The organism is Candidatus Clostridium radicumherbarum (genome assembly GCF_045310525.1).
Lineage (GTDB): Bacteria > Bacillota > Clostridia > Clostridiales > Clostridiaceae > Clostridium_AT > Clostridium_AT radicumherbarum.
Genome location: NZ_JBJHZY010000001.1, coordinates 1,772,159 through 1,787,177, shown reverse-complemented (window position 1 = coordinate 1,787,177; position 15,019 = coordinate 1,772,159). Strand labels below are relative to the sequence as shown.

General features: G+C 32.3%; 10 protein-coding genes, 1 tRNA gene and 1 other annotated feature. All 11 genes read right to left on the bottom strand.

All coding sequences use genetic code 11. The features are described 5' to 3' along the window. Nucleotides 1–71: 71 nt before the first annotated feature. The 11 genes from ACJDUH_RS08580 to spoIVA all read right to left on the bottom strand — a co-directional run bounded on the left by ACJDUH_RS08580 (nt 72) and on the right by spoIVA (nt 14,939). Nucleotides 72–1,757, bottom strand: coding sequence for an amylo-alpha-1,6-glucosidase (locus ACJDUH_RS08580; RefSeq protein WP_406764736.1), 1,686 nt, complete (start codon nt 1,755–1,757; stop codon nt 72–74). Nucleotides 1,758–1,789: 32 nt separating this feature from the next. Next, nucleotides 1,790–4,885 (bottom strand): beta-galactosidase subunit alpha, encoded by a 3,096-nt coding sequence (gene ebgA / locus ACJDUH_RS08575; protein ID WP_406764735.1) that lies wholly within the window; start codon nt 4,883–4,885, stop codon nt 1,790–1,792. A gap of 16 nt (nt 4,886–4,901) precedes the next feature. Next, on the bottom strand, nt 4,902–5,726 hold the full coding sequence (locus ACJDUH_RS08570) for a carbohydrate ABC transporter permease (RefSeq protein WP_406764734.1): 825 nt from the start codon (nt 5,724–5,726) through the stop codon (nt 4,902–4,904). Next, a complete protein-coding gene (locus ACJDUH_RS08565; RefSeq protein WP_406764733.1) occupies nt 5,723–6,664 on the bottom strand; it encodes a carbohydrate ABC transporter permease in 942 nt (313 codons plus the stop codon). The genes ACJDUH_RS08570 and ACJDUH_RS08565 overlap by 4 nt, the downstream gene beginning before the upstream one ends. Before the next feature lie 66 nt (nt 6,665–6,730). After that, the gene (locus tag ACJDUH_RS08560; protein ID WP_406764732.1) at nt 6,731–7,975 is read right to left on the bottom strand and encodes an ABC transporter substrate-binding protein; all 1,245 of its coding nucleotides are present in this window, start codon (nt 7,973–7,975) and stop codon (nt 6,731–6,733) included. A 430-nt stretch (nt 7,976–8,405) separates the two neighbouring features. Next, nucleotides 8,406–9,602: an AI-2E family transporter gene (locus ACJDUH_RS08555; RefSeq protein ID WP_406764731.1), complete on the bottom strand. Its 1,197-nt coding sequence runs from the start codon at nt 9,600–9,602 to the stop codon at nt 8,406–8,408. A gap of 296 nt (nt 9,603–9,898) precedes the next feature. After that, nucleotides 9,899–11,182, bottom strand: a complete 1,284-nt coding sequence (gene serS, locus ACJDUH_RS08550) for a serine--tRNA ligase (RefSeq protein WP_406764730.1) — start codon at nt 11,180–11,182, stop codon at nt 9,899–9,901. Between the two features lie 76 nt (nt 11,183–11,258). Beyond that, nucleotides 11,259–11,457 (bottom strand) — a binding site (T-box leader). A gap of 141 nt (nt 11,458–11,598) precedes the next feature. Then, nucleotides 11,599–11,674, bottom strand: a tRNA-Pro gene (locus tag ACJDUH_RS08545). Nucleotides 11,675–11,774: 100 nt separating this feature from the next. Further along, a complete protein-coding gene (lepB, locus tag ACJDUH_RS08540; RefSeq protein WP_406764729.1) occupies nt 11,775–12,386 on the bottom strand; it encodes a signal peptidase I in 612 nt (203 codons plus the stop codon). A gap of 242 nt (nt 12,387–12,628) precedes the next feature. After that, nucleotides 12,629–13,276 (bottom strand): glycosyltransferase, encoded by a 648-nt coding sequence (locus tag ACJDUH_RS08535; protein ID WP_406764728.1) that lies wholly within the window; start codon nt 13,274–13,276, stop codon nt 12,629–12,631. A gap of 184 nt (nt 13,277–13,460) precedes the next feature. After that, nucleotides 13,461–14,939 (bottom strand): stage IV sporulation protein A, encoded by a 1,479-nt coding sequence (gene spoIVA / locus ACJDUH_RS08530; protein WP_406764727.1) that lies wholly within the window; start codon nt 14,937–14,939, stop codon nt 13,461–13,463. Nucleotides 14,940–15,019 lie beyond the last annotated feature (80 nt).

Sequence of the window (15,019 nt, the reverse complement as noted above, 5' to 3'; positions counted from 1 at the left end):
TGAGTGGTTTAGCATACTCGTTTTCACTCGCAAACCACTCGTTAAAGTCCATTTAGGACTTTAACCTCCAATTATAAATACTCTCTTCCCAGCATTAAAAAGACGCTGGAGGTCCAAGTAAAAGCTGGATCAACCAAGCCCTTGCCTGTAAATGGATCAAAATTTTCTGCCATACCTCCTATAAGAGTTGCATTGCAAAAACGCTTAGCATAATCCTTAGCAAGAGCTGAATACCCACAGGAATTTAAAGCATCTATTATAAGATACATTACCGGTGCCCATACTGGCCCAAGCCAATAGCCATCTTCTTTGTACAATGGGCTTCTATGAGATTCCGTAGCAAGACCAAAGTCTGTTTCAAAATCTTCTTTTAAACTTGTAACAATTTTAGCCTTAATTTCAGATGGAAGTCTATAGCCAATAACTATAGGAAGCCTTAATAAAAGGCTGTTTCTATATGGTATTTCCTTTTCAACTGAGTCATATAATATAGCAGAAAAACCATCTTCTTTCAAAAGGTGATTCATTAAAAGCACATATAAGTCATCTGCTTTTATCTTCCACATATTCTTTTCTTCGATTTTACCAAGCTCATCAGCCATCTTAGATAAAATATCCATCTGACGTATAAGATGGGCTGCTAAATCAGGAGCTTCAACTGGAATTCCCATGTGGAAAACTGAGGCATTATCCCAACCTGAATCATTGCCATGATTGTATAAGGGAAGAGAATTTTTATTTCGTCTTCTATGAACTAGCCAATATTCCGTTGCATTTGATAGTGATTCATACATTAATTCTACAACATCTTTTCTATTAAAAAAACTATTATTTTCTCTTAATTTACTAAAAGCCCAGGCGTGAATAGGTGGCTTACAGCAGCTAAAGGAGCTAAACTTATCATTTATGAAATCCGGATAAATTCCGGAAGGATCCTGTTTATCTATAAATAATAATAATTGATCTAAGGCAAGTTCAGGATGATTTATGCTTAGCATCATTGCATTAAAGCAATTATCCCAGCTCCATATGTTATACATCCAATTCTTAGACATATACATAGCATACCGAGTTAATTCACCCTCAGGGTGAACGACACAGGACCAGGTTATATAGCTTGCTAGTTCTTTTGAGGTATTATATTTTTCTGGCACCTCTGCCATGCTTTTAAACCAAGTTTCATAACAAGAATCCACCTTTTTTTGAGCTATTTCATAGCTTTCAAATTCTTTATTTTCCCATACCGTTTTATAACTCTCTATAACTAGATGCATATAGTCCTTTAAAGGTTCAACCTCCATTACTATACTTTCATTTCCAACTATATTCCAAGGCGCCTTTAGAGACACATTTCCATCTAATAGGCTAAACATCATCTTAATTTCCTTTGAATAAAAATGATATTCCCACTTATCTTTTGCATATCTTAGAACATTATCATATCGTGTCTTAACTGCATTAAATCTAAGTCCAATTCCGCTTCCTTCAATATGGATCATGTCCTCTTCACTTATACAAATATTAATTTGTTCCTCTATATTTTCAGAGTTTGTTAAAGTTAGCTTTGTTTCGCTAACTTTAACCTTGTAAGGTACTTTATTTCCTTTTTTTATTACATCAATTTTAAATACTGTGCTTTCAGCTTCATCGCCGCCGTGAACATCTCTTAAAAGCAATTCACCAGACTTTGGATCAATAGAATAAACAAAGTATGATCCGTACCTGCTAAAAGGTACTCTACTTATATCAAGTTCCACAACTATCACCTCTCAAATGTTTATTAACCAAATTAGTCTTCATATCTGATTTTACTATAATTTACAGCATTTATTTTTTCTTTATTATAAAGTGATAGTTCAAATTCAAAGTTAAATTCTCTAGGAGTTAACTTATATTGTGGAAGCTGATCCTGACCACAACTTGCACTTCCAAGACCATTTTGTAAATAATCAAGATTTAATACAATAAAGTCAGCTTTTTTTATTTCATGCTGATGCTTTGCTGCTTCTAAGGCTTCCTTTTTATAATCATGTGCTGTAAAATCAAAGGTTTTATCGGAAATTATGAAAAGTCCAGTATTTGAATCCATAAGGCTCATCCAATTTACATCAGTATGATTTCCATTTTCTTGAGGATATACATAGGCTGTATGCATATTTTCTACCTTATTTCTAAATATTCCAATCTTACTTGACAGCTTACTGTCACTATAGGATTCACCAGGTCCTCTTCCATACCATACTGTGCTATTAAAATCCTTATTTACATATAGCTCAAGACCTATCCTTGGAATTACATTAGGCATATTTAGCTCATCTCTATAAGGACGACCTGTAACTTTAAGTTTTATATCGCCATTGGAACATATTGTATAATTGTATACCGCCTTAAATGCCCACCCTTGATTTGGAGGCGCAATGTGTACACCTATTTTAATTAAAACTTTGGAGCCCTCATTTTCATATTCCATATATTCCAGCATTTCCTGCATCATATGAAGAAAATATTTTTCTTTCCAGTCCGGTGTAAGATACATGTCATTATCTATAGGGGCACGCCAAAAATTTAAGCTTGGTCCCTTCTCAATAATTTTCTTGCTTTTATACCAATACTCCTCAAGGCAGCCAAACACTTTGTTAAAAATAACCTTAAATTCACTGCCTGATATAATGAGTCTTCCTTCACTTTCTTTTACTGCCAATTGCTCTTTTACTGGGCGCATGGATTTATTTACTTCAAACATTGGAAGCTTAAACTGTTCAAAGGTTATCTCATGTCCAGCTTCTGCCCATAATTCATCTTCTTTTGAAACATAGGTTAAATTAAGCCAATAATCTGTATTTACCGCTACATTCTTTATATCAATTGGAATTTTAATTTCTTTTTCTTCCACAGGATTAATTTTGCCGAGATGAATAGTTCCTGTATCAAGTATATTTTCGTCAAAAGAAACCTTCCACTTTAAATCAATATGTGTTAAATCAATAAAATCATATAGATTTTTAACTTTAATTATCCCTTTTTTAAGATCTACAGCATAGGTACTAATAGGTTCAATAACCTTCTTATACTCTAAAAGAGCTGGAGAAGGCTTTCTGTCAGGAAATATAAGTCCATCAATACAAAAGTTTCCGTTATGAGGGTAGTCACCAAACTCCCCGCCATAGGCATAGTATTCAATTCCATCACTGTTTCTTTGCTTTATACCATGATCAAACCATTCCCATATAAAGCCGCCCTGTAGTCTTTTGTATTTTCTAAACACCTCTTGATATTCCTTAAGACCGCCAGGACCGTTTCCCATGGCATGGCCATATTCACAAAGTATATGAGGCTTTTTACCTTTCTCATCTTCACCTATTTTCTCAAGCTTATTAAGTCTAGTATACATGGTGCTATATATATCACTTATAACTGCATCACTATCTCCTTCATAATGTATAAGTCTTGTATTATCTAAGCTTCTACAGGCCTGTGACATGGCTGTAAAATTGCATCCAAAGCCGGATTCATTACCCAGTGACCACATTATAATTGAAGGGTGATTCTTATCCCTTTTTACCATTCGTTCAGCTCTATCTACGTAAGCTTTTTCCCAGCAGCTGTTATTACTTATCCAATTATAATCTCCTGTAAGTTCAAAGCCATGACACTCAAGATCTGCTTCATCTATTACATAAAGTCCATAAATATCACAGAGCTCATAAAAATAAGGATGATTTGGATAATGTGAGGTTCTAACTGCATTTATATTATGCTGCTTCATTAGCCGAACATCATCCAGCATACTCTCTTTTGTTACAGTTCTTCCTGCTTCAGCACTGAAATCATGCCTATTTACTCCATTTAGCATTATTGTCTTTCCATTTATATTGAAGTTGCCATCTATAAGCTCTATTTTTCTAAAACCAATTTTAACTGGCACTGAATAAATTGTTTCTCCAGCTAAATCTGCAAGTTCTATTATAAGTTTATATAAATATGGAGTCTCAGCTGTCCATTTATTAGGACATAATATTTTTTCCTCTATAAATATATTAACATTATTTTCTTTTTCTATAGCAATATCCTTAGATTCAAATTCACATATATTTTCATTTTTCATGTTGTATAAACTAAACTTTAAACTTAGTCCACCAATATTTAAAGTGTTGTAATTTGAGCAAAGCATATCAAGCTTCAACATTGAATCTTTATAATCATCATCAAAATCTGTAATAACAGTAATATCTTCAATGCAAATATATGGTTCATTTATTAATTCCACATTTCTAAATATTCCGCTGAGCCACCACATATCCTGATCTTCAAGATATGTACCGTCAGACCATTGATAAACTCTTACTGTAATATCATTTTTGCCTTCTTTAACAAATGAGGTTATATCAAATTCAGAAGTCACCCTGCTTCCTTTGCAAAAGCCTGCTGAAAACCCATTTATCCATAAGTTAAAACTACTGTCCACTCCGTGAAATCTTAGTATGGTACGATTTTTTACCCAATCACTATTAAGTTTAAAATTTCGCTTATAAATTCCTGTAGGATTTTCTGTTGGAACATATGGAGGATTTATAGGAAAAGGATAATAAACATCTGTATAATGCATTTTTCCATATCCCTGAACCTGCCAATTCCCTGGTACCATAATATCATTCCAATTTGAAGCATCAAATTCATTTTTATAAAAATTTTCAGGAGATAACTCTGGGGCCCGAAGAAACATAAATTTCCATAGTCCATCAAGCTTTATTATCCCATAACTTTTAACTTCATCAGAGGTTAAAGCTCTATCTGTGGATTTGTACCCGTAAAAGTATGCCCTACTTTCTTTTCTATTTATGTGAAGCAAATTATTATTTTCCCAATCTTTCATCATGCGCTGCATAAAGTTACTCCTTCCATTATTGTTTTATACCACCGCTAATACCTTCTACAATATATTTTTGAGCAAATGCAAAAACAATAATTGGTGGTATTATCATGACAATTGTAATAGCCATAATAGGTATTATTTGCATAGTGTGAACTCCCTTAAAGGAGGCTAAGCCTAAGGCCAAAGTATATTTTGTTCTGTCCTGAAGGAAAATAAGTGGACCAAGATAATCATTCCATACAAGTAGAATATTAAGCACACCTATTAGTATTAAAGGCGGTTTCATAAGCGGAACAAATATCCTTGAAAAAATTTGAAAGTCATTTGCTCCATCTATTCTTGCTGCCTCTTCAAAGTCTCTAGGAATTCCCATCAAAAACTGTCTCAAAAGAAATATGTTATAAGCTGAGCCAAAAAAAGCTGGTACAATAAGAGTTTTCAAGGTATTAATCCAACCAAAGGCCTTAAATTCCATATATTGTGGTATCATTGTTACATCCCAGGGAATCATCATTGTGGAGAGAAGTAAAACAAATAAAATATTTTTACCCTTAAACTCATACCTTGCAAAACCATAGGCTACAAGTGAACAAGAAATAAGCTGGCCAATTGTAGTAAGTACTGTTACAATCACAGAATTTTTAAAATATGAATAGAAAGGCTGAGAATTCCAGGCCTTAATAAAGTTATCAAAGTGCCATATACTAGGAAATATTTTTGGTGGATATGTAAACGCCTCTCCTTCAGTTTTAAAGGCTGTAAGAATCATCCATACAAAAGGAAATAGAAAGTAAAGTGTAAATAATATTAAAAAAGTGTATATTATTATCTTTTGTGTTTTACTTATCTTCATTTCTTATTACCTCCTTTTTTATTAACAGCCATTTCATTTTCATAGAAAACCCATGCGGAAGAAGATTTAAAAATAGTAGCTGTTAAAATTAATATAACAATAAACATAAACCATGCATTAGCGCTTGCATAACCAAGCTTGAACTGTTTAAATGCATTATTATAAACATAAAGTCCATAAAAATAAGTGGATTTCATTGGTCCTCCATTTGTAAGTAAGAGTGCTAAGGTCAATTGCTGAAGAGCTGTGATGGTTGAGGTAATAAGGTTAAATAGCAATGTTGGAGTAATGAGAGGAAGTGTGATGGAAAAAAAAGAGCGCAGTGGTGATGCTCCATCAATATAAGCTGCCTCATACATATCTTTTGAAATACTGCTAATTGCGGTATAGAATATCAGCATCATTGTGCCAACTCCCCAGGCACTTGCTATAACTATGGCTATAATTGCCCATTTAGGATCTGTAAGCCACTTTGGTCCACTAATGCCTATAAAAGAAAAAATATAATTTAAGATTCCATATTGAGAATTTAATATCCATCCCCAAATAATTGAAATTGCTACTCCTGAAACTACAGTAGGTATATAAAAAATAGTTCTAAATACTTTTACTCCTTTTACAGGACGTGTTATAAGTAGAGCTAGTATAAGAGCTAAAATTAGATTTAATGGTACAAATATTAAAGCAAATTTTAAGGTTATAATAAGGGACTTAAAAAATTGTGGATCTGCAGTAAACATATTTATGTAATTACTTAGGCCCACGAATTGTTTTTTTCCTATAACAGGCCAATTATATAGGCTGATTACTAAAGAAAATATAAGTGGTACCAAAGTAAATACAAGAAATCCAATTATCCATGGGGAAATAAAAAGATAAGGTGTTATATTACTTAAAAATCTTCGTCTCTTGATTTTTATCTCTCTGGTTTGTTCCATATGTAAACCTCCATATTTAGTTTAAAGAATTATCCCGTATAAAGCGGGATAATTCTTTATAGTGTTCTATTTTACAGCTTCATCAAGTGCTGTTTTTGGATTCTTTAAACTGCTTGTATTAAATACCTGTTCAAAAACCAGTGACAATTTATCCGATACTTGACTCCATTTATCCATCTTAAATGAAGATGGTGTATAGCCTTCGCTTTGGTTAAGCATTGTATAGAATACTGAATAGGTCTTGTCATTTATTAGATTTTCTGATTTAGCAACAGATTTTAATACTGGTATTTCATATCCGATTCTTGCTTTGTTTGCTTCCTCTGAGGTCCAATATTTTACGAATTTCCATGCAGCTTCCTTATTCTTAGAAGTCTTTGATATTGAAACTCCTGATGAACTTATAATGCTTATGGATTTCTTACCCTTTTCAAATACAGGTAATGTAGCTACGCCGAAATTAATTTTAGCACTTTTTAAAGTATCTAATGACCAAGAGCCGTTTATAAACATTGCAGCCTTTCCGCTTTTCATTTCATCCGATCCAGAGCCCTCAGATGCAATTGCTATACCGTCTTTCTCCATACTTTGGAACATGCTTAGCGTTTCTACAGCTTTATCACTATTTAGATTTCCTTCAAGCTTTCCATCTTTTCCTACATATTGAGTTCCATTATTCCAAAGATACATCTCAAAATCGTATGGGTCTGGTTTTCCTGAAAAGGCAAAGCCATAAACCTTTTCATTCTTATTTGTAAGTTTTTTTGCTGCATCCTTAAGATCCTGCCATGTCCAGCCATCAGTTGGATAAGAAACACCAGCCTTATCGAATAAATCCTTATTATAATAAACTACATGAGTTGTATAACCTACTGGCATTCCAAGAACCTTTCCCTTTGAGGAATTATAGTTCCATAGAGCTTCATAGAAGTTGTCCTTATAGGCTTGTCCTTCTTTTTTAATATAACTATCTAAAGGTTCAAGTGCATCCCCATATTGAGGATAATTCCACATATACATTACATCTGGAGCATCATTTGCCCCAATTCCAGCTGCAATCTTTGTATCATAGTCATTACCATAGCTCTCTAGAACTACATTTACGTCTTTGTTCTCGCTGTTAAATTTATCAACTATTTTTTGCTGAAGTGATAGTGTGTCATCAGAATCCCAAGTTGCAAACCTTATGGTAGTCTTTTCATTACTTTTTCCAGTTGTGCCAGTCTGTGCTGAATTATTACCACAGCCTGATAATAAACTTAGCGTTAAGACAGTAGTCATAACTAGTGTTAATACTTTTTTGGTTTTCATTTTTTACGTTCCCCCTTAATTTTTAAATTTGTATCCTTTAATAAATATGTATATCTCAAACTTATAAAATTAAATCTTATAAGTTTTCAAACAATTAATTCTATATACTTACTTCTAAATTAGTGGGATTATTTGAAACGTTTACTTATTATAATATTATATTACAACTGAATATAGTAAAAGTCAATTATTTTACTAAGTAAAATAATTGACTTTTACTACTAAAATGACTGTTTACAACGTTAAAATACAAATAATTTCTAAATTTGTTGTATAAACATACAATAAAGAGAAAGTATATATACTATTTTTATAGTAAAATTATCTAATTTTACTATAAAATAATTAAAGGCATCTATATGAGTTATTACTTATATATAATAAATAAGTAATAACTTATATGGATGCCTTTAGTTTAAAATATATTAAGTTAATTTTGACTTTCTATCAATTCTTTTTCCCTGATTCGTTCATCTATTATTCTCTTTAAAAATAACTTTATTAATGCAGCAACAGGTACTGCCAGCACCATACCTAAAACCCCTGCTATATCAGCTCCAATAATTATAGATATCAAAATAAATATTGGCTTTAGAGATAATTTACTGCCAAGAAGTTTTGGTTGAATAATATTAGCATCTATTTGAAGAATAATAAATAAAACTATAATCGCTATAACAACTTGACTATATTGAGCATTTAGTAATCCAAAAATTATGGTACCTGCAAAGGCAACAATTGGACCAAAATAAGGAATTAAATGACAAAGGCTTGCAAGAAAACCTATTAGAACACCAAATTTAATTCCTATAATGCCTAAAGATACACTTAAGGCTACACACATGAAAAGTACATCTAATAGTGTGCCTCTTATAAAGCCTGAAAAAATCTCATCAAAGTCATGCAAATAGCTCTTAATTATTTTTGAAGTTTTATCTGAAAACATTGCTTTTGAGAATTTATTAGCATATTGTATAAAATCATCCTTATCCAATAATAAGTAAACTGCTATGATAAGTCCAAAAACAAAATTAGAAATATATCCAGATATATTCATGGTGTTTGATGCTAGATTATCAGCAAAATTATTTAACCAAGTAATAAGTGCAGTAGAAAATTGTGCTGCATATTGTTCTAGCGCCTTGGATTCTAAATGCATGCTTTGTAACTTTCCTTCAATATTCTTTAAAGAGTCTGAGAATCCATTTATGTAACTGGTAATAATACCAATTACCCTATCAAAGTTCATATTAGAAATTTGCTTTGTAATACTAAAAATAAAGGTTCCAATTAGAAAAAATACAACTAAAATTATAAGCAGCACACAAGCAAAAACGGCAATGGTTCTATACTTCTTCTCATTTTTAAACTTTAAAAACTTTGTTTTTCTAAGCAAGATCTCAATTAATTCAACTAAAGGGTTAATAATATATGCAATAATAATTCCAACAAATACAGGAGTTAGCATTTTGCCTATATACTTAAAAGCCGTAGTTACTGCTTTTAAAATACTTTCAATTTGAAAAGTTGCCCTTGCCAATATAAAAATTATTAAGGTTGTAATTATTACATAAAGAGAGATGGTTGCGTATTTTTTATTTATTTTAAACTTAAATTTATCAAACATTATGCCCTCCGTAATTTATTAATGTTCTTTTGTAATAGTAAGGCCGATACCTTATAATTTATCTATCCTTTTTATTATACTATCATAAATTGTACTATTACAGCAATTACAATTACCCCTAACTTTATATACATCCATTATACACCCAAATGATTAGCTAAATATTTATATAAAATTTAAAAGCCTTGTTATATCAAGGCTTTACCAGCTTCTAGCCAATATTTAGACCCTAAGAGAGCCACGGAAGCCCCTGCTACCATAATATGATTCTGCTCCATTCCTTATTGTTTTACTTATTATGGTTTAATGATTTCTTTACCACCCATATACATTGCAAGTGGTTTTGGAATTGTGACTGAACCATCCGCATTTAAATTGTTTTCTAAAAATGCTATCAACATGCGCGGCGGTGCAACAACTGTATTGTTCAGTGTATGCGGTAAGTAGTTTCCCTTTTCTTTGTTTCTAACTCGAATGCCTAATCTGCGAGCCTGTGCATCACCTAAATTAGAGCAGCTTCCAACTTCAAAATATTTTTGCTGTCTAGGAGACCATGCTTCTACATCAATACTCTTTACTTTTAAATCCGCCAGGTCCCCAGAACAACATTCTAAGGTACGTACAGGAATATCTAAGGAGCGAAAAAAATCAACGGTATGCTGATATAGTTTATTGAACCACAGAGCACTTTCTTCTGTTTTGCAAAGGACGACCATTTCCTGCTTTTCAAATTGATGAATGCGATATACTCCTCGTTCTTCTATACCATGTGCCCCTACCTCTTTACGAAAGCATGGAGAATAGCTGGTTAATGTTTGAGGGAGCTGTTCTTCATCCAAAATTGTGTCAATAAATTTACCTATCATAGAATGCTCGCTTGTTCCAACCAGATATAAATCTTCACCCTCTATTTTATACATCATATTTTCCATTTCAGAAAAACTCATAACCCCGTTTACAACATTACTGCGTATCATAAAAGGTGGAATATAGTAAATGAACCCTCTATCAATCATAAAATCACGCGCATAGCTGAGAATTGCAGAATGCAGTCGTGCAATATCACCACAGAGATAATAGAACCCATTCCCACTAGTTTTTCTTGCACTGTCGAGGTCAATACCATGGAGTTTTTCCATAATATCTGTATGATATGGTACCTCAAAATCAGGTACAACAGGTTCTCCAAAACGTTCAATTTCAACATTTTCACTATCATCTTTACCTATTGGTACCGTAGGATCAATGATATTGGGAATAATCAACATTCTATCATGAATTTGAGCCTCAAGTTTATTTTCCAACATTTCTAATTCCGTAAGCTCCTCAGCAATAGCTGCAATCTTAACCTTGACTTGCGCAGCCTCTTCCTTAAGCCCTTTGGACATCAAAATGCCAATTTCTTTACTAATTAAATTCCGTTGATTTCTAAGAGCATCCCCTCTTGACTTTGCATCTCGATATTCCTCATCGAGCTTAATCACTTCATCAACCATTGTTAACTTTTGTTCTTGAAATTTCTTCTTAATATTGTCTTTTACAACCTCTGGATTTGTGCGTAAAAATTTGATATCTAACATATTTTCCTCCTTAATTAAGTGCGTTTTTATCACTATTTATTTAGAAAAATAAAAATCCCTCCGTCCCATATAAATAATATGGGACGGAAGGATTCCGCGTTGCCACCCAAATTGTCAGCTAGTTTGCCAACCACTCGAAGGTGCTATAAAGGGCGCTACCCTACGGCTCATCACCGACAGCTACAAAAGTGGAAGGCTTAACCTCTCACCGGTTCACACCAACCACCGGCTCTCTGTAGAGATTCATAAACTATAGCTTTTATCATCACTGTAATACAATATTTTATTATACTTATTATAAACAGTTTATTAGAGGTTTACAAGTGAAAAATTTATTTTCTAACAAACCTATAAATTCTTAAAATACAGCACAAATCCGAACCTTATCCAGCAATTAGGTTCGGATTATCATAGTTTGGTCTGGGTAACAAGATTTGAACTTGCGACCTCTAGAACCCCATTCTAGCGCGCTACCATCTGCGCCATACCCAGATATTAAAGTAATATTTTCGTTGTTTAACAAAATATATTATAAACTGCTTACTAAAAAATTTCAATACTTTTGGCATAATTACTCTTATTTAGCTGTAATCTACTTTAAATTACCAATCTTATCAAAGGGATAGACTCTATAAATTGCTTTTCCCTCTACTTGATCAATATCTATAAGGCCAAACTTCCTGCTATCTTTACTAACTGGTCTGTTATCACCCAAAACAAATAATTTGTTATGTCCAACTTTAGCAGGAAGTTTAAAATCTCCATTTAAAGTTTTTCCCTTAACATATGATTCTTCAAGTTTATTACCATTTATGTAGACATATCCATCCTTAATATCAATTTCATCGCCTTCAATACCGATTACCCTTTTTACTAATCTATTATGTGATTCAGTTACTTCCTTTACACCATTAAATAGAGATACCATACTATTTATATTTCTTAATGTGTCATCAATAACAGTTCCTTTTTCTTCATTTTCAAGAAATATAATAATATCTCCCCGTTTAGGTTCTGAAAAGTTATAACTCAATTTATCTACTATCAATTGCTGATTTGTGAACAATGTATTTTCCATAGAACTTTGTTGTACTTGAACTTTAGCAAAAACCTTGCTATTAAGTAAAGTTACAATAAAAAATGCTCCTAAAATTGTAAAAAACCAGCTTCTAATTTCTTTTATAACCTTTTTCTTATCCTGCACGTTCACACCTCCATAAAATCATATAAATTGTCTATTTATATAATTATATATCATATAATTCCAAATATTCAAATATATTTAAAACTCATTTAATCAGCAATAGAAAAGAGAGCAAGCTGCTCTCTTGAATTTATTGGTTAAACTATAAAGAAATTGTTTCTGTTACTTGAATATATTTTTAGTAGTTTAATTCTACCCAGAAATTTGTTATATTACTAATCTATCCAGGATATAAATCCATGTTATTTAAATTTATCAGGAAATTGTTTTACAACTCCATCTGAAAGCACATCGGCAAAGTTTAAGATGTGAGTATAACCTTTGTCAAAGGCTGCAATGTCAGCATCCCAATTCTTATTCAATCTTGAGACAGCTTCTGCTGCTGTTAACTGCAAGTGCTTATATAACATTTCTTGTAGAACAGGCTTTGACCAATTTGGGTTTGCACTACTTAAGAAGCTTGCTATTTTATCCGCGTTCTCGTACCACAGCTTATTATATTTGTCTAAATCAGCTTTATTAGAAGCTTTAGCAGCATCTACAACTTGACCTGCAAGCTGTATGTGTTCCTTTAATAAAGCAGTAAGCTTTTTTGAATTTTCTTCCCCATAATATGGTTTATAAAGTGCACCGATATCATCTTGATTTCTAAGAAGTCTTTCTAATACTTTACCCTTATCTTCAAGGTTAGCCAAGTCACTTATAATGTAATTTCTGGTCCAAAAAACGTGATCGCTCCATAGCTTTCTTTGTTCTTGTTTAAAATCAACTGCCTTTTGACTTAAGCAAGGTTTTCCTATGCTTACATTTTCAGCTGCATTTACATTTAAGGGTAATGCTGAAACCATAAATAAAAAAGCTGCTAATAATAATGTTACTATTTTTTTCATAATCCTTTTCCTCCATCTTATGTATTATGAATTTATTATTTGCGAAATATAGAGGATTATTTAAACTTTTAAAATAAAATCAAAAAGAAAAACTATTGAGAACTTGTTTAAGACTCAATAGTTTTATGACTCAATATTAAAAATTTGATTAAATATAATATTCATGCATAACTTATATGTTTAATTAAAGAATTATGCAGATTAGTCCACCGGTACCTTCGTTTATGATTTTTTGAAGAGTTCTTTGAAGTTTTACTTGTACATCTTCAGGCATCTTATATAATTTATTTTGAAGCTCTTCTTTAACAAGGATTTCAAGCGGCTTTCCGAACATATTACTCTGCCATATTTTAGACTTATCATTTTCAAACTGCTCTAATAGTGACTTCATAAGCTCTTCGCTTTGCTTCTCTGTACCCATAATCGGAGATATTTCAGTTTCAATATCAGCCTTTATTAGATGTAGAGATGGAGCACTTGCTTTTAGCTTAACAACACACCTGCTGCCCTGTTTAACAAATTCAGGTTCCTCTAGTTTCATCTCAGAAAGCTGTGGAGCAACTAAGCCATAACCAGTTTCCCTAACATCTTTTAATGCAGCTGCAATCTTATCATATTCAACTTTTGCCCTATTTAAATCGTACATTATAGCTAGGAGTTCATTTTCACCTTTAATGTCACAATTGCAGACTTCGCTTAATACCTCATAAAATAAGGTGTTTTTAGGATTTAAAGCAACTCTAGCTGTACCATTTCCCATGTTTACTTCGTTAATGTTAGCTAGATCTAAGAATTCAACTTCTCTAAAGGCATCAAGAGATCGTTTTACATCCCTTAGTTTTAAAACGCTTTTACAAAGATCCTTTACTAAATTAATAAAGTTTACCTTAAGCCAATGCTTAGCATCAAGCTTCTCAATCCATTCTGGAAAATCGATATTAATTTCAGAAACTGGGAATTCTCTAAGTATAGTCTGAAAGATATTACCTATGTCCTCTTCTCTCATATTCAAAACATCCAAAGCTTGAACAGGAACATCATATTTTTCTTCCATTTCAGATCTTAATTCTAAAGTCCTCGCATCATTTACATGAGCTGAATTTAAAAGAATAATAAATGGCTTATTGATTGCTTTTAATTCATTAATAACTCTTTCTTCTGCCTCAACATAATCGTCTCTGTCAATATCAGTTATTGATCCATCAGTAGTTACAACAAGACCTATTGTAGAATGTTCATTAATTACTTTTTTTGTGCCAATTTCAGCTGCTTCTTCAAAGGGGATTTCATGGTCATACCAAGGTGTACTAACCATCTTTGCCCCATTAGCCTCCATATAACCTTGTGCACCTTTAACAATATATCCTACGCAGTCAACCATTCTAACCTTACACTTTGTTCCTTCGTTTAAGTGTATTTCTATAGCTTCATTTGGAACAAATTTCGGTTCAGTAGTATGAATTGATTTTCCTGATGAGCTCTGCGGCAGCTCATCCTTTGCTCTTTGTTTCTTATAGGAGTTTTCTATATTTGGAATAACCATCAAATCCATAAACCTTTTAATAAATGAAGATTTACCAGTTCTAACAGGTCCAACAACTCCCACATAAATGTCCCCTTGCGTTCTTTCGGCTATGTCCTTATATATATCGAAATTTTCCAACGCATGCCTCCCAATAATACTTATTAACACTATATATATATTGGACAACATATAAAATTATAACTATAAAGAAAATAAAA